Annotated in this window: 19 protein-coding genes; 16 read left to right on the forward strand and 3 right to left on the reverse strand. The window is 68.9% G+C overall.

Translation table 11 applies throughout. The features are described 5' to 3' along the window. Positions 1 to 6 precede the first annotated feature (6 nt). Positions 7 to 1,359, forward strand: a complete 1,353-nt coding sequence (locus DTA22_RS27210) for an MFS transporter (protein WP_112301537.1) — start codon at positions 7 to 9, stop codon at positions 1,357 to 1,359. A gap of 52 nt (positions 1,360 to 1,411) precedes the next feature. On the opposite strand, the gene DTA22_RS27215 is transcribed toward DTA22_RS27210, so the two are convergent. Genes DTA22_RS27215 through DTA22_RS27225 form a run of 3 tightly spaced genes read right to left on the reverse strand, consistent with a single transcriptional unit; the run spans position 1,412 to position 4,723 of the window. Then, positions 1,412 to 2,896, reverse strand: coding sequence for an adenylate/guanylate cyclase domain-containing protein (locus DTA22_RS27215; protein ID WP_112301538.1), 1,485 nt, complete (start codon positions 2,894 to 2,896; stop codon positions 1,412 to 1,414). Positions 2,897 to 2,951: 55 nt separating this feature from the next. Continuing rightward, positions 2,952 to 3,575, reverse strand: a complete 624-nt coding sequence (locus DTA22_RS27220; protein ID WP_112301539.1) for a response regulator — start codon at positions 3,573 to 3,575, stop codon at positions 2,952 to 2,954. Continuing rightward, positions 3,572 to 4,723, reverse strand: a complete 1,152-nt coding sequence (locus tag DTA22_RS27225) for a sensor histidine kinase (RefSeq protein ID WP_174233870.1) — start codon at positions 4,721 to 4,723, stop codon at positions 3,572 to 3,574. Before DTA22_RS27225 ends, DTA22_RS27220 begins: the two co-directional genes overlap by 4 nt. 198 nt (positions 4,724 to 4,921) lie before the next feature. Here DTA22_RS27225 and DTA22_RS27230 point away from each other — a divergent pair, with 198 nt between their 5' ends. The 15 genes from DTA22_RS27230 (at position 4,922) to DTA22_RS27300 (ending at position 19,684) form a co-directional block, all read left to right on the forward strand. After that, positions 4,922 to 5,962, forward strand: coding sequence for an ABC transporter permease (locus DTA22_RS27230; protein WP_112301540.1), 1,041 nt, complete (start codon positions 4,922 to 4,924; stop codon positions 5,960 to 5,962). Next, positions 5,959 to 6,669 (forward strand): ABC transporter ATP-binding protein, encoded by a 711-nt coding sequence (locus tag DTA22_RS27235; protein ID WP_112301541.1) that lies wholly within the window; start codon positions 5,959 to 5,961, stop codon positions 6,667 to 6,669. The genes DTA22_RS27230 and DTA22_RS27235 overlap by 4 nt, the downstream gene beginning before the upstream one ends. Before the next feature lie 129 nt (positions 6,670 to 6,798). After that, positions 6,799 to 8,181 (forward strand): MFS transporter, encoded by a 1,383-nt coding sequence (locus tag DTA22_RS27240; protein WP_012691029.1) that lies wholly within the window; start codon positions 6,799 to 6,801, stop codon positions 8,179 to 8,181. Then, complete coding sequence (locus DTA22_RS27245) at positions 8,178 to 9,686, forward strand: aldehyde dehydrogenase (protein WP_112301542.1); 1,509 nt, start codon at positions 8,178 to 8,180, stop codon at positions 9,684 to 9,686. The genes DTA22_RS27240 and DTA22_RS27245 overlap by 4 nt, the downstream gene beginning before the upstream one ends. 190 nt (positions 9,687 to 9,876) lie before the next feature. Beyond that, complete coding sequence (locus tag DTA22_RS27250; RefSeq protein WP_005254764.1) at positions 9,877 to 10,806, forward strand: VOC family protein; 930 nt, start codon at positions 9,877 to 9,879, stop codon at positions 10,804 to 10,806. Beyond that, complete coding sequence (locus tag DTA22_RS27255; RefSeq protein WP_112301543.1) at positions 10,803 to 11,585, forward strand: alpha/beta fold hydrolase; 783 nt, start codon at positions 10,803 to 10,805, stop codon at positions 11,583 to 11,585. The genes DTA22_RS27250 and DTA22_RS27255 overlap by 4 nt, the downstream gene beginning before the upstream one ends. Positions 11,586 to 11,599: 14 nt before the next feature. Continuing rightward, on the forward strand, positions 11,600 to 12,106 hold the full coding sequence (locus DTA22_RS27260) for a cupin domain-containing protein (protein ID WP_072949171.1): 507 nt from the start codon (positions 11,600 to 11,602) through the stop codon (positions 12,104 to 12,106). A 2-nt stretch (positions 12,107 to 12,108) separates the two neighbouring features. Then, positions 12,109 to 12,858, forward strand: a complete 750-nt coding sequence (locus tag DTA22_RS27265) for a 3-oxoacyl-ACP reductase family protein (RefSeq protein WP_112301544.1) — start codon at positions 12,109 to 12,111, stop codon at positions 12,856 to 12,858. Positions 12,859 to 12,874: 16 nt separating this feature from the next. Further along, the gene (locus DTA22_RS27270) at positions 12,875 to 13,657 is read left to right on the forward strand and encodes an SDR family oxidoreductase (protein WP_112301545.1); all 783 of its coding nucleotides are present in this window, start codon (positions 12,875 to 12,877) and stop codon (positions 13,655 to 13,657) included. Then, a complete protein-coding gene (locus tag DTA22_RS27275; protein ID WP_112301546.1) occupies positions 13,650 to 15,299 on the forward strand; it encodes a thiamine pyrophosphate-binding protein in 1,650 nt (549 codons plus the stop codon). The genes DTA22_RS27270 and DTA22_RS27275 overlap by 8 nt, the downstream gene beginning before the upstream one ends. After that, positions 15,296 to 16,426 (forward strand): FAD-dependent monooxygenase, encoded by a 1,131-nt coding sequence (locus DTA22_RS27280; protein WP_112301547.1) that lies wholly within the window; start codon positions 15,296 to 15,298, stop codon positions 16,424 to 16,426. Before DTA22_RS27275 ends, DTA22_RS27280 begins: the two co-directional genes overlap by 4 nt. Further along, complete coding sequence (locus tag DTA22_RS27285) at positions 16,427 to 17,575, forward strand: MBL fold metallo-hydrolase (protein ID WP_112301548.1); 1,149 nt, start codon at positions 16,427 to 16,429, stop codon at positions 17,573 to 17,575. A 79-nt stretch (positions 17,576 to 17,654) separates the two neighbouring features. Next, positions 17,655 to 18,389, forward strand: coding sequence for an MBL fold metallo-hydrolase (locus DTA22_RS27290; protein WP_037228332.1), 735 nt, complete (start codon positions 17,655 to 17,657; stop codon positions 18,387 to 18,389). Positions 18,390 to 18,499: 110 nt separating this feature from the next. Then, the gene (locus tag DTA22_RS27295; protein WP_174233871.1) at positions 18,500 to 19,459 is read left to right on the forward strand and encodes a PDR/VanB family oxidoreductase; all 960 of its coding nucleotides are present in this window, start codon (positions 18,500 to 18,502) and stop codon (positions 19,457 to 19,459) included. Positions 19,460 to 19,471: 12 nt separating this feature from the next. Then, positions 19,472 to 19,684, forward strand: coding sequence for a recombinase-like helix-turn-helix domain-containing protein (locus DTA22_RS27300; RefSeq protein WP_005248918.1), 213 nt, complete (start codon positions 19,472 to 19,474; stop codon positions 19,682 to 19,684).

Genomic DNA, 19,684 nt, shown 5'->3' on the forward strand with positions numbered 1-19,684 from the left:
ACCACCATGCCCACCGATTCCGACACACGCCGCGCGGGCAAGCCCCGGGCCGCGCGCGCCTCGTTCGCGGCTGCCATCTCGACCTCACTCGAGTGGTACGACTTCTTCATCTACGCGACCGCCGCCGCACTCGTCTTCAACACCACGTTCTTCGCGACCGACAGCCAGGTCGTCGCCGCCCTCAACTCGTTCGCCACCGTGGCGGTCGGTTTCATCGCCCGGCCCGTCGGCGGCGTTCTCGCCGGCCACTTCGGCGACAAGGTGGGGCGCAAACCGGTTCTCGTCGCGGCCATCGTCATGATGGCAGTCGCGACCGCACTGATCGGCCTCGTGCCCAACACCCAGCTGGTCTGGCTCGCACCCACGATCCTCGTGACCCTGCGGATCTGCCAGGGCCTCGCCGTCGGAGCGCAGTGGGGCGGTGCCGTCCTCCTCGCCACCGAGAACGCGCCCGCCGGACGCCGCGGGTTCTACGGCAGCTTCGCGCAGCTCGGCGTGCCCATCGGCGTCGTGCTCGGAAACGTCGTCTTCCTCGTCATCACAGCGGTATTCGACTCCGAATCGTTCCTCGCGTGGGCGTGGCGGATCCCGTTCTGGATCAGCCTCGTGATGCTCCCCGTCGCCTTCGTCATCCACCGCTACCTGGAGGAGACACCCGAGTTCCAGGAACTGTCGAAGAAGCTCGCCGAGGCGCCCGTGGCGCGGAAGTCGCCGATCCTGCAGGTGCTGCGCAAGAATCCCGGCACCGTGCTCACCGCAGCCGGCGCGAACGCCATCGGCGTCATCTTCTTCTACACGATGATCACGGGGTCCGTGCAGTTCGCCACCACATATCTCGGGATCGAACGCTCCACCGTGCTCGGCTTCATCCTCGCCGCCTGCGTCCTGATGATCCCGCTCGTCCCGCTGGCCGGATACCTCTCCGACCTCTACGGCCGGAAACTGATCTTCGGAATCGGCACCGCCGGGATGCTGCTGTGGGGAATTCCCATGTGGCTCATGATCGGACACTCGAGCCAGGGCACCCTGTGGCCGTTCGCGCTCGCCGTCTTCGGCGCCGTGATCGTCATGTCGTTCCAGACCGGAACTCAGGGGACGCTGTTCGCCGAACTGTTCCCGCCCGAGATCCGATTCTCCGGTGCCTCCCTCGGCTACCAGATCTCCGCCATCATCGGTGGCTTCTCGCCGATGGTCATGGTGCTCCTCATCAACGGCGACGCGTCCAACGCCTGGCGGGTCGGCGCCTTCCTCGCCGGCGCCGGAGCGATCGGTCTGCTCTGCCTCGTCGCGATCGTCCGGAAGTACTCGCCACCGGACGTCCAGCAGACACCTGCCCGCCGGTCCACCGTGGCGGCCTGAGGTGACGTGAGTGGCAAAGTGTGCTGGCGCACGCTTTGCCACTCACCTGGGATCAGCGGGACAGTCGGCGCTGCCTCGCGTTGGCGGCGCCGACGAGCGCGCGCAGTGCCTGCGGTGCCCGCTTCGCGGTGCGCAGGATGGCCTGGTCGATCATGCTCAGCTTCGGCGCGAGTCGCGGAACGGTCCGGGGCGCGTGGTCTGCGTCGGTGAGGGAGTAGAGGGGCCAGCGGTCGGGCACGCCCTTGAGGGCATGTTCCCCGGCGTCGGCGAACCGCAGTCCCGAACCCACCACGAGATCCCGGACGGTCCGCGACACCAGCACTTCCCGGGCGCGGGCCGTCGCGGCGATGCGCGCGCCGATGTGGACGGTCATGCCGCTCACGTCGGGACCGTTGCGCTCCACCTGCCCCGTGTGGACGCCGGCCCGCACCTCCAGCCCGAGTTCGCCGGCGCCGTCGACGACCGCCCGCGCGCACCGGACCGCGGACGCGGGACCGTCGAAGATGCTGAAGGTGCCGTCGCCGGCCACGTTGAGGAGCCGGCCGCCGGCCTTCTCGATCTCGTCGCGGACCTGCCACTCGTGCGCGGCCCGCAGGTCGCGGTAGGCGCTGTCGCCGATCCGTGCGAGTACTTCGGTGGATCCGACGACGTCCGTGAAGAGAACGGAGGCCAGGTACCGGCCCGCGTCGGATGCCGGGTGCCCACCGGTGGCCAACTGCTCGACGTGGTCGATGATCGGTTTCCACGCCTCCCCGAGCGACGCGCCGGGCGGCGACTGCGGCAACAGGTGGAAGCTGCCGCGGGGGATACGGTCGGCGACGTACTGCGAGGCGGCCACCGGCACCGGACTTCCCGCGACCAGAAGCGCGCGCGCCGGGCACTGGATGGACGGCAGCATGTCCGAGTAGTCGAGCCGGAAGATCCACTCGAGGTGGGCCTGTGCGACCGCGGGTGTCGCGGAATTGCGTTCCAGCATGGCCATCAGCCGACGGTTGAACGCCGAGTCCTCCTGGGGATCCCACAGGGGTACCGTGCTGCCCGACCCCCAGTTCCGGGTGGCTGCTCGCCACCGGTCGACGAAGTTGTCGCGTTCGGCGGCGCTCCATCCCACCGGATCGTGGTTGCCGCCGACCAGCCGCTCGGCGAACGGCTGGATCAGGACGACGCCGGTGACCCGCTCCGGCGAGCGTGCGGCGACGAGTGCGACGGGACCGCTCGCGCTGGCCACACCCACCAGCAGCGCTTCCCGCATCCCGATCTCGTCCATCACCGCGACGATGTCGTCGGCCTGCTCCTCGAGTGTGGGCAGGTGCTCGACCGGGTCGGACAGTCCCAGCCCTCGCTGCTGGAAGTATGCCGTGCGGGCGAACGTGCTGCCCCGTTCCATCAGGTAGTGGATCTCGGGGTCGGTCCACATGAGGTCGAGGTGCATGTTGATCTCGAACAGCCACACCACGTCGCGTTCACCCGCGCCCACCACCTGGTAGGCCAACGCATGTCCGTCCCGCTGCACGTACCGGACGGCAGGTGGGTCCATTTCCCCAGCGTAAACGCATGTGAGTGGCAATGTGTGCGTCCGCACACATTGCCACTCACCTGGGGAGGGTGCCCAGCTCGCGGGCCCGCGCGATTGCGGAGGTCCGGGACTTGACGCCGAGTTTGCCGAAGATGTGGACGAGATGGGACTTCACGGTGGTCTCGGAGAGAAAGAGTTCCTTACCGATCTCCCGATTGGACCGCCCGGCAGCCACCAACGTCAGCACCTGGATCTCCCGTGGGCTGAGGCTGGTGGCAGGTCGGCGTACGCGCGTCATCAGTTTCGACGCCACGGCCGGGGAGAGGACGCTGTCGCCGGCCGATGCCGCGCGGACGGCGGCGAGGAGTTCGGGCGGGGGAGTGTCCTTCAGGAGATACCCGGCGGCGCCGGCCGCGACCGCGTCGAGGATGTCGGCGTCCGTGTCGTAGTTGGTGACGACCAGCACGTGCGGTGGGTTCGGCAGGGACCGCAGGTTCCGGGTGGCGTCCACGCCCGAGGTACCGGGGCCGAACCGGAGGTCCATGAGCACGAGGTCGACCGGAGTCGTCGCGCACAACGCCACGGCGGCGTCCGCGGTGGCTGCCTCGCCGACCACCTCGATGTCGTCCTCGTGCTCGAGGAGGGCGCGCAGGCCCGCGCGAACGATCGCGTGGTCGTCGGCGAGCAGCAGTCGGATCATGCGCCGACCTCGAGCGGGAACGACACCGCGACCGCGGTCAGTCCTGGTTCCGACTCCACCGACATCGACCCGTCGAGCAGCTCGACGCGTCGGCGAATCGAATTCAGCCCGAACGCCTTCGACGGTTCACGGTCGAGGAGTTCGACATCGAAGCCGACGCCGTCGTCGACGACGTCCAACCGGACCGCGTCCTCGTAGTAGGTGAGGGTGATCGCCATCCGGGACGCGTGTGCGTGCCGGACCACGTTGGACACCGCGCCCTGCGCAATCCGCACCAACGCCGCCTCGACGGGCATCGGCAATCGCACCGGCTCCCCCTCGACCACGGCAATGGTGTCGAACGTGTCGCTCCTCGCCTGCGTGCAGATCCGCGCGAGCGCGTCCACGAGTGACTGCCCATCGAGGACGGCGGGTGTGAGATCGCCGATGAGCTGACGGGTTTCGGCGAGGCTGTCGGCGGCCGTCTCCCGCGCCAGCCGGATGCGGTCCCGGGCGGGGTGGTCGGGGGCGGCGCGTTCGACGGCGTGGAGCAGCATCTGAATGCTCGACAGATCCTGCGCGACGGTGTCGTGGATCTCGCGTGCGAGCCGCTCACGTTCGGCCAGGGAGCCGGCGGCACGTTCCTGCTCGGCGAGTTCGGCTCGGGTTCGGGTCAATTCGTCGATGAGGCGATCGCGCTCGACAGCCTCCCGGTACAACGCCCGGTAGCCGAGGCCGATCGCCACCGCGACGCACGCACCGATCACCGGACCGACGACACCCGCGACGCTCCAGCCGCGGTGCATGCCGGTACCCACGACCGCAACGACGGTCGCGGCTGCGACCGCCAGGACTCCCCAGCGTCGCGGCAGCAGATGCAGGTACAGGAAGAACAGCCCGAACGCGAGATAGGCGGCGTCGGGGGCGAGGACCATCAGCGCCACCCACAGAGCCGTCAGCGCTGCGAGCCACCACGTCCCGCGCAGACGACGCGTCGCTCCCGCCGCGTACACCGCGAGAAACGCCACCGACAGCACCACGATCGCCGGTGCCTGTGGTGCGTCCGGAAGGACGGCGCGCAAGATCACGACTGCAGTAAGCGCCGCGATCAGCGCATGCAGTCCCAGTTGGAGTCCCGCGAACACGGGCGTGAGAGGGGAGCGGTGCACCCCGCCCAGCTTATCGACGCGAGCACACCGGGCATCCATCGAAAGTCGGAACGCGCACCCGACCTTCGACCACCGAGAATTCCACCCCACGTGCGATGGAACCGTGTCGTGTCCGGGGCACGGTGAGTTCGGAGGCCGTGAGCGCCGCCCCGGCCCGCATCGACTGCGGAGTCGGTCGTGATCTGGAGAGGACCACCTGTGTTCGTCGCATCGAGAGACCTGCGTGCCGCGCGTGGTCGCTTCGCGCTGATATCCGTCGTCGTGGTGCTGATTGCGCTGCTCGTCACGTTTCTCAGCGGTCTCACGGCCGGACTGCGTCACCAGAACGTGTCCGTCGTGGAACGCATCGACGCCGAGTCGGTGGTCTTCGCCGCCGCCGGCGACGGTCCGTCGTTCGACGAGTCCGCGCTGACGTCCGAGCAGGTGGCCGTCTGGCGGCGGAGCGCCGACTCGGTGCAGCCGATCGGCGTCGGACGAGGTTCGGCGTCGGCAGTAGGAGGTGCGGCGAAGGGGGTGGCACTGGTCGGCGCGGACAGCGGTGTGGGCGACCGTGCACCGTCCGCGCCGGGAACCGTGATCCTCGGGGCCGGCGCGGCGCGATCCCTCGGCGTCGGCGCCGGCGACCGTCTCACCGTCGGCGACTGCATCTTCGCGGTGACCGCGGTCCGCGGCGACGACTGGTACGGCCACAGCCCGGCCGTGTGGATGACGCTCGCCGACTGGCAGCACGCGAACCCGCGCGGGGGTGCGGCGACGGTGCTCGCAGTGTCCGGCGGGGACGACGCCACGAACGCCGTCGCGGGGACGACCTCCCGAAGTGTGGCCGACTCCTTCTCCGCCATCGGCTCCTATGCCTCCGAGAACGGGTCGCTGACGCTGATGACGGTGATGCTGTTCGCGATCTCCGCGCTGGTGATCGGCGCGTTCTTCACGGTCTGGACCCTGCAGCGCACCCCCGATGTCGCGACGTTGAAGGCGCTCGGCGCGTCCACCGGGTCGCTCGTGCGGGACGCGCTCGGGCAGGCGCTCGTCGTCCTGCTCACCGGCGTGGGTGTCGGTGTCGGGACGGCAGCGGTGGCCGGGTCGATGATCGGCGACGCCGTGCCGTTCGTGCTCGACGTCTCCACCACTTTCCTACCCGCCACCGCCCTCGTCGGGCTGGGCCTCCTCGGCGCCGCGTTCGCGCTCCGCTTCCTGTTCACCACCGACCCCCTCACCGCCCTCGGGAGCACACGATGACCACCCCCGCCCTCACCCTCGACGACGTCACCCTCACCTACCCCGACGGCGCGGGACGCGTCACCGCCCTCGACTCGGTGTCGCTGACCCTCGGCCGGGGTGAGATCGCCGCGATCACCGGTCCGTCCGGTTCCGGAAAGTCGACGCTCCTCGCGGTGGCGTCGACACTGATCCGGCCCGACTCGGGCTCCGTCCGGCTGGGCGCCACCGAACTCACCGCGCTGAGCCGGCGGGAGGCGTCCACGCTGCGCCGCGACCGGATCGGCATCGTGTTCCAGCAGTCCAATCTGGTGTCGTCGTTGACGGCCCTCGAACAACTGGAGGTGATGGCGCATCTCGGGCAGCGGTTGTTCGTGCCGCGGCGGTCCGGGCGCGCGAAGGCTCGCGACCTGCTCGACGCCGTCGGGCTTGCAGACCACGCGGGGAAAAAGCCCGGGCAGTTGTCGGGTGGGCAGCGGCAGCGGGTCAACCTGGCCCGGGCGCTGATGAACGATCCGTCGCTTCTGGTCGTCGACGAGCCGACCAGCGCGCTCGATCAGGAACGGGGCGCCGCGATCATGGATCTGCTCCTCGGTGTCGTGCGAGAGCGCGAGGTCGCGACGCTGCTGGTGACACACGACCGCACGCATCTGTGCAGAATGGATGCAGTCCACCGCGTAGTCGACGGCTCCGTCACCCGTGAGCACTTGTTAACCGCGGAAGGTTAATAAGTACGCACAGGTGTGAACAACATGTTTCTTTCAAAGTCAAGGGTTGACGTTTATCGTGTGCGTGAGATTACATCTTAGCGGTAAGCCTTTGAGGGCTTAAGTAAATGCCTCGACCCGACCCTGAGGATGCTCATGACGACGGTATCGCCCGCCATGGCTGCCACAGCTGAGATGATCAGCGCCCGACTCGAACGCCTGCCGATGAGCAGGTGGCATATCAAGGCACGCGTCATCGTCGGCGCCGTCACGTTCTTCGACGGCTTCGACCAGTTGATGATCGCGTACTCACTCCCCGTCCTCATCCCCAAGTGGGGTCTGACCCCCGGCGACATCGCCTGGGTGATCGCCATCGGCGGCATCGGCATGCTCGTCGGCGCGCTCGCCGGCGGCTGGTTCGCCGACCGCGTCGGCCGGCTCAACGTCATCATCTTCTCGCTCGCGCTCTACGCCGTGATGAGCCTCGGCATGGCGTTCACCGACAGCCTGATGCTCTTCCTCGTCTTCCGATTCGTGCAGGGCATCGGCCTCGGCGCCGAGGTCCCGGTCGCGGCGAGCTACATCGGCGAGATCACCAAAGCCCACAAGCGCGGACGATTCGTGCTGCTCTACGAGGTGATCTTCCCGATCGGGCTCGTGATGTCGGCGATCGTGTCGGCGTGGGTGGTCCCCAACTACGGCTACAAGATCCTGTTCGCACTCGGCGCGCTGCCCGTCCTGCTGCTGCCGATGCTGTGGAAGCTGCCCGAGTCCCCGCGCTGGCTCGCGTCGCGTGGACGCTACGAAGACGCACACAAAGCCATGACCCGCATCGAGAACGAGATCACCGAGAAGTCAGGCAAGACGCTTCCGGCTCCGCAGCCGCTGCCCGCCGTCGCCGTCGACGTGCGCCGCGGAACCTTCGCGGAGGCCTTCCGGGGCATCTACCTGCGTCGCACCCTCATGCTCGCGGCCATCTGGGGCTGCGCCTACTTCGTCAACTACGGCATCGCGTCCTGGCTGCCGACGCTGTACCGGTCGGCGTTCGACGTCAGCGTCGACACCGCCCTGCACTACAGCATCGTCACGAGCGTCGCCGGCCTGATCGGCTGCATCCTCGTCGCGTTCCTCATCGACAACCTCGGTCGCCGCATCTGCATCACCGCGTCGATGGTCCTGTGCTCGTCGCTGCTCTTCCTGCTCGCCGCCTCCGGCGCCGACACCGCGACGAAGGTCCTGTTCTGGTCGGCCGGATCCGCGCTGTTCGTCTTCGCGGTCAACATGGCGCTCTACGTCTACACCGCGGAGCTGTACCCGACCCGGATGCGAGCCATCGGCTGCGCGATCGGCGGAGCGAGCGGACGTCTCGGCATCATCGTCGGCCCCCTCGCCGTCGGCGCCATCCTCGACGGGGGCGGCACCCTCACCGTCGTCTTCGGAATGTTCGCCGCGGTCGCAATGATCGGTGCCCTCGTGGTCGGCTTCTTCGCCGTCGAAACCCGCGAAAAGACCCTCGAGGAGATCTCCCAGTGACCGTCCTCGACACCGCACCACAGACACTGCCCTTCGTCCCGGTCGCCGACCGGATCCTCGTCGCCGGACAGTGGCGGCAGGCGAACGGACCCGCCTTCGCGGTCACGGACCCGTCGACCGGCGAAACCCTGCAGGTGATCCACCAGGCCACCGCCGACGACGCCGACGAGGCGGTCCGGAATGGCCGCGCCGCCGCCGACGACCCGGCATGGCGGGCGCTGCTCCCGCACCAGCGGGCCAAGTACCTGCACCGCATCGCCGACACCATCGAGGCGAACACGTCCCGGCTCGCGCTGCTGCAGAGCTACAACACCGGCAAGACGGTCGCCGAGACCACGGCCCTCGTCGGCAGCGCGGCGGGCACGTTCCGCTACTTCGCCGCCGTCCTCGAAACCGCGGACGACGACCTCACCACCCCGCGCGGCAACTTCCTCACGATGAGCGTTCTCGAGCCCATCGGCGTGGTCGGCGCCATCGCACCGTGGAACTCACCGGTGGCCAGCGACGCGCAGAAGATCGCCCCCGCCCTGGCGGCAGGCAACGCCGTCGTCCTCAAGCCCGCCGAATGGACGCCGCTGGTGTCGCTCGAACTGGCGCGGCTCATCGACGAATCGGGATTGCCGAAGGGTCTGCTGTCGGTGCTGCCGGGCAAGGGCTCGGTGGTCGGCGACGCCATCGTCACCCACCCCGGTGTCGGGAAGGTGACCTTCACCGGCGGCACCAACACCGGACGGTCCATCGCTCACGCCGCAGCCGACAAGCTGATGCCCGTGTCGCTGGAACTCGGCGGCAAGTCGCCGACGATCGTGCTGGACGACGCCGACCTCGACGCCGCCGTGAACGGCGTGATGTACGGGATCTTCTCGTCCACCGGGCAGAGCTGCATCGCAGGGTCCCGGCTGTTCGTCGACCGCCGCATCTACGAGGAGTTCCTCGCGAAGCTGGTGGCCAAGACGCAGCAACTGCGCCTCGGTCCCGGCCGCGACCCCGACACTCAGGTCGGGCCGATGGTCCACCGCAAGCACCGCGACAGCGTCGCCGCGTACGTCGACCTCGCTCGCGAAGAGGGCGGACGAGTGTTGTGCGGCGGGGCGATCCCCGACGACGAGCGACTGCGCGACGGCGCGTACTACCTGCCGACGATCATCGACGGGCTCCCCAACGGTTCACGCACCTGCCAGGAGGAGATCTTCGGACCCGTCCTCGTGGTCCTGCCGTTCGACGGCGACGCGAATCTGGTTGCCCAGGCCAATGATTCGGTTTTCGGTCTGGCGTCCGGAATCTGGACGGGCGATTACCGTCGCGCCTGGAAACTCGCCCGCCGACTGCAGGCCGGCACCGTGTGGATCAACACCTACAAACAGTTCAGCATCTCGACGCCGTTCGGCGGCGTCAAGGAGAGCGGACTCGGGGTGGAGAAGGGGCGCAGCGGTATCGCCGCCTACTCACGGCAGAAGAGCATCTACTGGGGCCTCGACGAGGAACCCAACCCGTGGGCAAATTGAGCGACCCGCTCGTGGGCAGATTAATCTGCGTCGCCGAATGTCGCACGGGTTCCGTCTGACTGAACCGCTGTCACATCGGCCCACGGGGAAGCTGAAGTAGTAGGTCGTCCGGAAAGAAATTTCCGTCAGCTCTGTACGACCTATTACTTTAGCGCTAAGATATTGAGACCTAAGCAACTGGAGGCATGCGATGAACCAACCCATAGCCCGGCTGCGGTGCCTGCGCTCCGTCGAACTGCGCACGCAGGCCAGCATCGAATCCACCGACTTCTACTCGGAGGTCTGGGGGCTGCGTGTGGTCGAGCAGGGCACGGACGGTGCCTGGCTGCGGGGGACCGGTGAGCACCACCACGCGCTGCAACTCACCCAGGCCGAGCGGAACGGCCTCGGCCGCATCACGTTCGCCGTCGCCACGCCGGCCGAGGTCGACGAGGCCGCCCGCCGACTCGAACTCCGCGGCGTACCGATCGTCAGCGGCCCGGGGCCGGTCGACGATCTCGGCGGCGGCTACGGCGTGAGCCTGGTCGACCCCGAGGGCCGCGTCGTCGAACTGCTCGCCGACGCACTGGCGGTCCCGAAGCTCGGTCGCGAGGACGCCGTGCCGGTCGGCGTCACGCACGTCGTCCTCAACACCGTCGACATCGACGCCGCGGTGACGTTCTACTGCGACGTCCTGGGCATGCGGGTCTCCGACTGGTCCGAGCACCAGATGGCGTTCCTGCGCTGCAACACCGACCATCACAGCATCGCGTTCAACCAGGCCGAGTGGACGTCGGTCAATCACGTCGCCTACGAGATGCCCACCGTGGACCACTTCATGCGTGGCATCGGCCGGTTGCGTCACCACGGCACCGTGCCGCTGTGGGGTCCGGGCAAGCACGGCCCCGGCGACAACACGTTCTCCTACTTCGCCGACCCGGCAGGACTGGTGTGCGAGTACACGTCCGGCATCGCGCAGGTCGACGAGGACCGGTGGCTGTGCAAGGTCTGGCGCCGGGTTCCGGAACTCTCCGACCTCTGGGGCACCGCGGGCCCGCCGTCCAAGCAGGTCCGCGACCACATGGCCGGCATCCCCGACCCCGGAGCGTTCGAGCGGTTCGACCTCGGGCGGGCGTCGTGACGCACGTCGTCGAATCCGGTTCCGGCCCCGCGCTGCTCCTGCTGCACGGGATCGGCGGCAGCGCCGACAGTTTCACTCCGCAGTTCGACGAACTGTCGTCGTCGCTGCGACTGCTGGCCTGGGACGCTCCCGGCTACGGCCGCAGCGAAGACCCCGGCCGCCCGTTCGACCTCGACGACTACGCCGACGCCGCCGCCGACGTGATCCGCGACCGTTGCGGTGACGCGGGAGCGCACGTCCTGGGCATGTCGTGGGGCGGCGTGATCGCCACCCGGCTGGCGATGCGCCACCCGGGGCTCGTGCGGAGTCTGCTGCTCGGCAGTTCCACCGTCGGCTCGGGGGCGGACGACGCCGCCGCCGCCCGCATGCTCGCCCGGGCCGCGACGCTCGAGCAGGAGGGGTCGGAAGCCTTTGCCGCCGAACGGGCCCCGCGCCTGCTGTCCGGTACGGCCGACGACGAACTGACCGCGAAGGCCACGGCGATCATGGCCTCGTCGATCCGGCTGCCCGGCTACGGGTACGCCGCCGAGTCGATGGCGGCCACCGATCACACGGCCGATCTGCCGAAGATCGACATCCCCACACTCGTCCTCGGTGGGGACGAGGACGGGGTGACCGGGGTTCCCGCGAGCCAGGTTCTCGCCGGAGGAATTCCGGGCGCCGTGTTCGTCACCATCCGGGGTGCCGGACACCTCGCGAACCAGGAGCGGCCGGAGGCCTTCAACGCCTGGGTCGAGTCCTTCATCCACATCACCGAACGCCTACGCAACCACCTCTAGAGAAGGAGCACGACATGACACTCGAATACGGCACCGCCGACCTGAAGGAATTCACCGACTCGCTGATCCTCACCCGTGGCTCCCGCCACGAGGACTGGGACACCCTGGGCTTCCAGGCCAAGGCCGGCGACCAGTTCAAGCGTGCGCAGATCCGCTACGTCGGCTCCGGCGCGACCGGTAACCACGAGAACGACAACCGGACCATCGGGTCACGCGGATTCACGTTCTCCAACATGCTGCTTCCCCCCGGAGCCGAGGGCCCGGAGCACACCCACCACGACGCCGAGGAAGCCTTCTTCGTCCTCGAGGGCGAGGTGGAGGTCGGCGTCCACCGCGACGGCCAGGTGGAGAAGCGCACCCTCGGCTACCGCGACATGATCGTCGTGCCGGCCGGGGTGCCGCGCAGCCTGAAGAACAACGGCGACAAGGACGCTCTGTTCTGCGTCATCATCGGCGCGCAGAAGCCGCAGATCCCGACGTACCCCGAGACGTCGGCCATGCACGGCGTGACGCGGGACTGACCATGAGTCTCGACGGCCGCAGCATTCTCGTCACCGGGGCGGGGCGGGGTCTCGGCCTCGCCCTGGCCCGCCGGCTCGGCGAGGACGGCGCCACCCTGTGGCTCGCCGACATCCGCGAGGACTGGGGCGAGGACGCGGCGGAAGGCCTGCGCGCCGACGGCGTCAAGGCACAGTTCGTCCGGGTCGATCTCCGCGACGCGGAGTCCGTCGACGCGATGGCGGCCACCGTCACCGCCGGCGGCCCGCTGTACGGCCTCGTCAACAACGCGGCCCTCGCGGACGGCGTGGGCGGCAAACCGATTCACGAACTCGGCATCGACGAGTGGGACCGTGTGCTGGGCGTCAACCTGCGCGGCACGTTCCTCGTGAGCAGGGCGATCGTTCCCTCCATCATCGGGAACGGAGGCGGACGAGTCGTCACCATCGGCTCGGACGCCGCCCTGTACGGTTCGCCGCGCCTCGCGCACTACATCGCTTCCAAGGGTGGGGTGGCCGCGCTGACCCGCGCCATGTCCCGCGACCTCGGCCCGCACGGCATCACCGTCAACACCGTCTCGCCCGGTCTGACCGAAAGCGAATCGGCGCAGCAGGTTCCGGAGCACCGGCACGAGCTGTACCGCCTCAACCGTGCGCTCGAACGGCCGCAGCAACCGTCGGATCTCGTCGGCGCGGTCGCGTTCCTGATGGGACCCGAGGCGTCGTACATCACCGGTCAGCAACTCGTCGTCAACGGCGGATTCGTCCTGAACTAGAGAAGGGGACCACGTCGTGGACCTGCAACTGAAAGACCGCACCCACCTGGTGACCGGCGGAAGCTCGGGGGTCGGGCTCGCCACTGTCGCGATGCTGCTCGAGGAGGGTGCCAACGTCGTCACCTGCGCGCGCGACCGCGACCGGCTCGACTCCGTGATCGCGCCGCTGCCCGGCAGCGACCGTGTCCTCACCGCGTCCTGCGACGTCCGGGACCCGGCCGCGGTCGCTGCGCTGGTCGACGCCGGTGTCGCCCGATTCGGCGGCCTCGACGGTCTGGTCAACAACGCAGGCAAGTCCCGCATGGTCCCGCGCGGCGAGGCGACGCTCGACGACTGGCGCGACGAACTCGACCTCAAGTTCTCCAGCGTCCTCAACACGGTCGAGGCCGCCCTGCCGGCGCTGCGCAAGTCCGACGCCGCGGCCATCGTCAACATCTCGGCGGTGCTCGCACGTCAGCCCGAGCCGCGGCTGGTCACCACCAGCGCCGCCCGGGCCGGGCTGCTGAACCTCAGCAAGTCGCTGTCACTGGAACTCGCCGCCGACGGCATCCGCGTCAATTCGGTGTCGCTCGGACTGGTCGACACCGGCCAGTGGCGGCGCCGCTACGAGGAATCCGGCACCGACGCCACATTCGCCGAATGGGAGGCGGAGATCGCCCAGGACCGCGGCATCGGCCTCGGCCGGTTCGGCCGCGCCGACGAGGTGGCCGCCATGATCGTGACCCTGCTGTCCCCCCGCTCGTCCTATGTGACGGGCACCAGCCTCGACGTCTGCGGAGGCGTCGCGCGTTATGTCTGAGAGGAACACCATGTCTGTGGGTAATGGGGGCGACCTGCTCGTCCAGGTGCTGCGCGAGGCCGGGGTCGACACCGTCTTCGGCATCGTGAGCGTCCACAACCAGCCCCTGGTGCAGGCGGTCAGCAAGCACCTGCGGTTCGTGCCGGTCCGGCACGAGGCCACCGCCGTCAGCGCGGCGGACGGGTACGCCCGGGCCACCGGCGGACTCGGCTGCGCTCTCACGAGTACCGGCACGGGTGCCGGCAACGCGGCCGGGTCGCTGATCGAATCGCTCAGCGCCGGAACGTCGGTGCTGCACGTGACGGGCAACGTCGAGAGCCGGTACCTCGGCTCGGGTCGCGGGTTCATTCACGAGACCAAGGATCAGCTGGGGATGCTGACGGCGACGTCGAAGCATGCCGCCACCATCCTCGACACCGACAGCGCCGGAAAGGTGTTGCGGGAAGGCGTCGCTGCCGCCCTCGCCGCGCCCGGCGGCCCGTCGAGCATCGAATGGCCGATCGACCTCCAGTACGCGGAGCACGTCATCGACGTGGTCGAGCCGGTGTCGGAGTCGCCGCGCACGCCGGACGCCGACGAGCTGGCCGTCGCCTTCGCCCTGCTGCGGTCGGCGGAACGCCCGGTGATCTGGGCGGGCGGCGGTGTCGCGACAGCCGGTGCCGACCTGACCGAACTGGTGGAGCAGTGGGGAGTCCCGTTGCTCACCAGCAACTCCGGCCGCGGCGCCGTGCCCGAGGACCATCCGCTGTGCATCGGCAACTACGGCAACACCCCGGTCGGGCGTGAGCTCCTCCAGGATGCCGACGTGCTGCTGTCGCTGGGCACCCACTTCCGGTCCAACGAGACCGGCGACTACTCCATGCCCGTCCCCGCCGTGCACGTGCAGGTCGATATCGATGCGGCCGCGGTCGGACGCGTCTACCCGGCGCAGGCCGGGGTCACAGCCGACATCGCCACGTTCCTCCGTCAACTGCCGGGCCTGGCGCCCGTCGACGCCGCCTGGACCGAACGTGCCCGCACCACCCGTGAACTCGTCCGCAGCAAGCAGCGCGCCGGACTCGGCGACCACGCCGTGCTGTGCGACGCCGTGCGTGCCGCGTTCCCGCAGGATTCCGTGATCGCCCGCGACGTGACCATCGCGTCGAGTTCCTGGGGCAACCGGCTGCTGCCGATGTTCGACCCCAAGTCCAACGTCTTCCCCCGCGGCGGCGGCATCGGGCAGGGCCTCGGCATGGCCATCGGTTCCGCGCTGGCAGACGAAACCCGGCCCACCCTCGCACTCGTCGGCGACGGCGGCCTGGCCGTCCACTTCGGCGAGATCCTGACCATGGCGCAGGAGAAGCCGTGGCTGGTGCTGCTCGTGTTCAACGACGGCGGCTACGGCGTGCTGCGGAACATGCAGAAGGGCGGCGGCGAAGACACCTACGCCGTCGACCTCGTCACCGCCGACTTCCCGTTGCTGGCGCAGTCCATCGGCGTGCCGTACCTGCGGATCGGTGGCGCCGCCGAGGCCCACGAGGTGCTCGCCGACGCCGTGTCGCGGCAGGCACCGGTGATCGTCGAGGTCGATCTCGCCGCCTACGGCGACATGCCGGCACCGTTCACGCCGCCCGTCACGGTGCCCGGAAAGGGTGCGCAGTGACCACGGTCGCCGTCTGCGGCGGCGGCATCGGCGGACTCGCCACGGCGATCGCCCTCCGCAAGTTCGGTCTCGACGTCGCGGTCTACGAGCAGACGAGGCAATTCGCCCGCGTCGGCGCCGACATCAACCTCACCCCCAACGCGGTCCGGGCTCTCGACGGACTCGGCATCGGCCCGGCGATCCACGAATCGGCCGCCCGGCCGCAGTTCCGGATCAGCCGCACGTGGGACACGGGTGCCGAAACGTCCCGGCTGCCGATGGGGGACAGCGCGGAACAGCAGTACGGTGCACCGCAGTTGACCATGCACCGGGGCGACCTCATGACCGCGCTCGAGAACCGGCTGCCGTCGGGTGTCGTCGAAATGGGTCGCCGGGTCAGCGACGTCGCCGACGGCCGCATCGAGTTCACCGACGGCAGTGCGGCTTCCGCCGACGTGATCGTCGGTGCCGACGGGATCCACTCCGCGGTCCGGACCTCGCTGCTCGGGCGCGAACAGCCGACGTTCACAGGGGTCGTGGCGTTCCGCGCCGTCGTCCCCACCGAACGCGTCGGCAACCTGCCGAACCTGGACTGCTTCACCAAGTGGTGGGGGCCGAATCCGTCGACGCAGATCGTGACGTTCCCCCTCAATCAGGGCAAGGACATCTTCGTCTTCGCCACCTGCGGCCAGGAGGAGTGGACCGAGGAATCGTGGACCACACCCGGTTCCGTCACCGAACTGCGTGAGCTGTACCGCGACTTCCACCCCGAGGCACGAGCCTTGCTCGACGCCTGCGACGACGTCCTGAAATCGGCTCTCTACGTTCGTGACCCGCTGGCATCGTGGACCGACGGGCGCGCCGTGCTCCTCGGCGACGCGGCACATCCGATGATGCCGTTCATGGCGCAGGGCGCCGGTATGGCCATCGAAGACGCCGTCGTCCTGTCCCGCTGCCTGAGCCTGTTCGACGACCCCGCAGTCGCGCTGCAGACCTACCAGGACACGCGACTGCAGCGGACCTCCCGGATCCAGCGCGGCTCACGGTCCAACGAATGGCTGAAGGTCGCAGGCAACGGCGACTGGGTCTACGAATACGACGCCTGGCACGTGCGGTTGGAGTTGGCCGCGGCCCGAGCGGGCGCATAGATGGAACCTGTCGGTCGACAAGGGCTGTCGAGGCGAAGGGCGCTGGCGCTGCTGGGGTCTGCGGCCACCGCCGTCGCCGCGACGAGCTGCGCGTCGCACACCTCGGACGCGCAGCCGAGCGGCGCCACGCCACCGGACGCCTACGAGTTGTCCGGTGACGTCGACGGCTACGCGACGACGCTGATTCTGCTCGGCACGGCGGCCGGACCCATCGCCGTGCCGGGGCGGAGCGGCACGTCCAGTGTGCTCGTCGTCGGCGACAGACCGTACCTGATCGACGCGGGTCCGTGGTCGAGCCGCAAGCTGATCCAGGCCGGTATCGCCGCGGATTCGCTCGGTGGCGTCTTCGTCACGCACCTGCACAGCGATCACATCGCCGACCTGGTCAACGTGTTCTGGCTGGTCGGGGGCACGCCGTCGTACACGGCCCGCGGTGTCGTGCCCGTGTACGGGCCCGGTTCGGCGGGCGCCCTGCCGACCCCGCGAGCCGGCAAGACCATCCCGATTCGGAATTCGCTCACCCCCGCTCCCGGGCTGAGTCGACTCTTCACCGGTGTTCTCGACGCATACGCCTACGACACCAACATCCGCAACGCGGAGAAGGGCGCCGGCACCGACTACAACCGCATGCTGTCGCTGCACGACGTGCTGCCGCCGGAGTCATCGGGCGCGTCCGCCGACAACACCGCCCCGGAGATGGAACCCTTCCCGGTCTTCGAAGACGACCGCGTCCGGGTCACCGCGACGCTCGTTCCACACGGCCCGGTCTACCCGTCGCTGGCGTACCGGTTCGACACGGAGGACGGTGCCGTCACGTTCTCCGGCGACACCGCGAAATCGCCGAACGTGGTTCGGCTCGCTCAGGGATCGGACATCCTCGTCCACGAGGTCATCGACGTCGACTTCTACGCCGCGACTTCAGGTCCCGCACTGGTCGAGCACATGATTCAGGCGCACACCACCGCGCAGGACGTCGGACGCGTCGCCACCGACGCCGACGTCCGCCAGGTGGTTCTCTCCCACATCGGACCGGGCGACCCCCGGCAGGTCACGGACGACCAGTGGGAACGAGGCGTGAAGTCCACGTTCGCCGGCACCGTGACAGTCGGGCACGATCTCGTCCGGATCGGCGTCGGGCAACGACGGTAGCGCCATCGCGGATCTTGCGCGCCGCCGCTGTCCCGAGAAGGCTGGATCTCACGACACCGTGACGTGATCGGAGCCAGGGATGGACACCACGATTACCGAGATCGCTCCCGACATCTACCGGCTGTCCACCTATCTGGACGAGCCGAACCTGATCATGAACCAGTTCCTCGTCGACGGTGAGGAACCGCTGCTGTTCCACACCGGCCAGCGTGCGCTGTTCCCGTCCGTGTCCGAGGCGGTCGGCCGGCTGATTCCTCTCGACAGGCTGCGGTGGATCACGTTCGGGCACGTGGAGGCCGACGAGTGCGGCGCGATGAACTCGTGGCTGGCCGCCGCGCCGAACGCCGAGGTCGCGCACGGGGCGTTGGGGTGCTTCGTACAGGTCAACGACCTCGCCGATCGGATGCCGCGTCCCCTGCAGTACGGCGACGTGATGGAGACGGGCACCAGACGGGTCCGTCACCTCGACACTCCGCACGTTCCGCACGGGTGGGACGCCGGGCTGGTTTTCGAGGAGACGACGCAGACACTGTTCTGTGGCGACCTGTTCACCGCGTTCGGTCATCACCCGCCTGCCACGGAGGAGGAGATCGTCGGCCCGGCGATCGCGGCCGAGGACATGGGGAACGCGACGTGCTTGACGCCGGCGCTCGGGCCCACGATCCGGGGACTCGCCGATCTGGAGCCCCTGCTGCTGGCGCCGATGCACGCGCCGGTGTTCACCGGTGACTGCGTGCAGGCTCTGCACGACCTCGCGCAGGCGTACGAGGAACGGCTCGCGGCCGAGACCGTGCGGTACCGCGAAGCGGAGTAGCCCGGCCTGTACTCGAAAAATTTCCCCTCAACTGTGGCGCACGATACATCTTAGTGCTAAATTATTGAGCACTAAGGAACTACGCCTTCGGTTGAGCCTGGGAGTGAGCGATGACAACAGACGCAGACACCGTCCCCATGATGGTGCGTCAGATGCGGGTCGAGTCCTCGGGCGTCGTCTCGCTCCGCCTCGAACGACAGGACGGCGGCGCCGTCGACCGGTGGACGCCCGGCGCCCACCTGGACCTGCACCTGAACCGCGGGACCATCCGCCAGTACTCCCTCTGCGGAGACCCCGACGACAAGACCGGGTACCGCGTCGCGATCCTCCACGAGGTGACCGGCCGAGGCGGCTCCCGGCACGTCCACGAGACGCTGCGGCCCGGCGACAGCCTGTCGGTGAGCGCGCCCCGCAACAACTTCGAACTCCTGCCCTCGCCGCGCTACGTGTTCATCGCCGGCGGCATCGGCATCACGCCGATCCTCGCGATGATCGGGGAAGCCGAACGCATGGGCGCCGAATGGGAACTGCACTACGGCGGCCGTGCCCGCGCGTCGATGGCGTTCCTCGACGAACTGTCCGCACACGGCGACCGCGTGCACGTCGTCACCGAGGAGGCCGACGGCATCCTCGATCTGGCCGCCATCCTCGGCGCCGCCCGCGCGGAGACACTCGTCTACGCCTGCGGCCCCGAGGGCCTGCTCGGCGCGGTCGAGGGATACACCGGCTCCTGGCCGGACGGCGCGATCCGGCTCGAGCGGTTCAAGGCGAAGGAGATCCCCGCCGACACCCTCGCCGGCGACCGTCCCGTCCGCGTGATCTGCGAACGATCCGGCATCTCGGCCACCGTCGCCCCCGACCGGACCATCCTCGACACCCTCGAGGAATCCGGCGTCGACGTCCCCAACTCCTGCCGCGAAGGCATCTGCGGAACGTGCGAAACCCGCGTCCTCGCCGGCACCCCCGACCACCGCGACTCCCTGCTCTCCAGCTCCGAGCAGGAGTCCGGCACCACCATCATGATCTGCGTTTCCCGCGCCCGCTCCGACGAGCTCGTGCTGGATCTCTAGAAGGGAAGAACCATGAGCCTGTATCTGCAACCACGCCAGTCCGGCACGGCACCCACCCCGTACGAACGGAAGCTGGCCGGTGCGATCGAAGAGGTCTTCGGAACCGGTGTGCACCACCTCGAAGGCCTGGTGAAGGGTTTGAACGCCCTCGGCATCCACAGTCCCGGCGGCGACGCCTGGACCACCGACACTTTCACGGACGAGATCCGACGGATGGGGGCCTGA

The organism is Rhodococcus wratislaviensis, from assembly GCF_900455735.1.
In the GTDB taxonomy this organism is placed as follows: Bacteria; Actinomycetota; Actinomycetes; order Mycobacteriales; family Mycobacteriaceae; genus Rhodococcus_F; species Rhodococcus_F wratislaviensis.

Coding starts and splice junctions, on each gene's coding strand:
- DTA22_RS27300 (WP_005248918.1), top strand. CDS start 19,472: ATGAGCCTGTATCTGCAACCACGCCAGTCCGGCACGGCACCCACCCCG.
- DTA22_RS27215 (WP_112301538.1), bottom strand. CDS start 2,896: ATGGACCCACCTGCCGTCCGGTACGTGCAGCGGGACGGACATGCGTTG.
- DTA22_RS27210 (WP_112301537.1), top strand. CDS start 7: ATGCCCACCGATTCCGACACACGCCGCGCGGGCAAGCCCCGGGCCGCG.
- DTA22_RS27295 (WP_174233871.1), top strand. CDS start 18,500: ATGACAACAGACGCAGACACCGTCCCCATGATGGTGCGTCAGATGCGG.
- DTA22_RS27265 (WP_112301544.1), top strand. CDS start 12,109: ATGAGTCTCGACGGCCGCAGCATTCTCGTCACCGGGGCGGGGCGGGGT.
- DTA22_RS27285 (WP_112301548.1), top strand. CDS start 16,427: ATGGAACCTGTCGGTCGACAAGGGCTGTCGAGGCGAAGGGCGCTGGCG.
- DTA22_RS27290 (WP_037228332.1), top strand. CDS start 17,655: ATGGACACCACGATTACCGAGATCGCTCCCGACATCTACCGGCTGTCC.
- DTA22_RS27235 (WP_112301541.1), top strand. CDS start 5,959: ATGACCACCCCCGCCCTCACCCTCGACGACGTCACCCTCACCTACCCC.
- DTA22_RS27260 (WP_072949171.1), top strand. CDS start 11,600: ATGACACTCGAATACGGCACCGCCGACCTGAAGGAATTCACCGACTCG.
- DTA22_RS27220 (WP_112301539.1), bottom strand. CDS start 3,575: ATGATCCGACTGCTGCTCGCCGACGACCACGCGATCGTTCGCGCGGGC.
- DTA22_RS27250 (WP_005254764.1), top strand. CDS start 9,877: ATGAACCAACCCATAGCCCGGCTGCGGTGCCTGCGCTCCGTCGAACTG.
- DTA22_RS27275 (WP_112301546.1), top strand. CDS start 13,650: ATGTCTGAGAGGAACACCATGTCTGTGGGTAATGGGGGCGACCTGCTC.
- DTA22_RS27240 (WP_012691029.1), top strand. CDS start 6,799: ATGCTCATGACGACGGTATCGCCCGCCATGGCTGCCACAGCTGAGATG.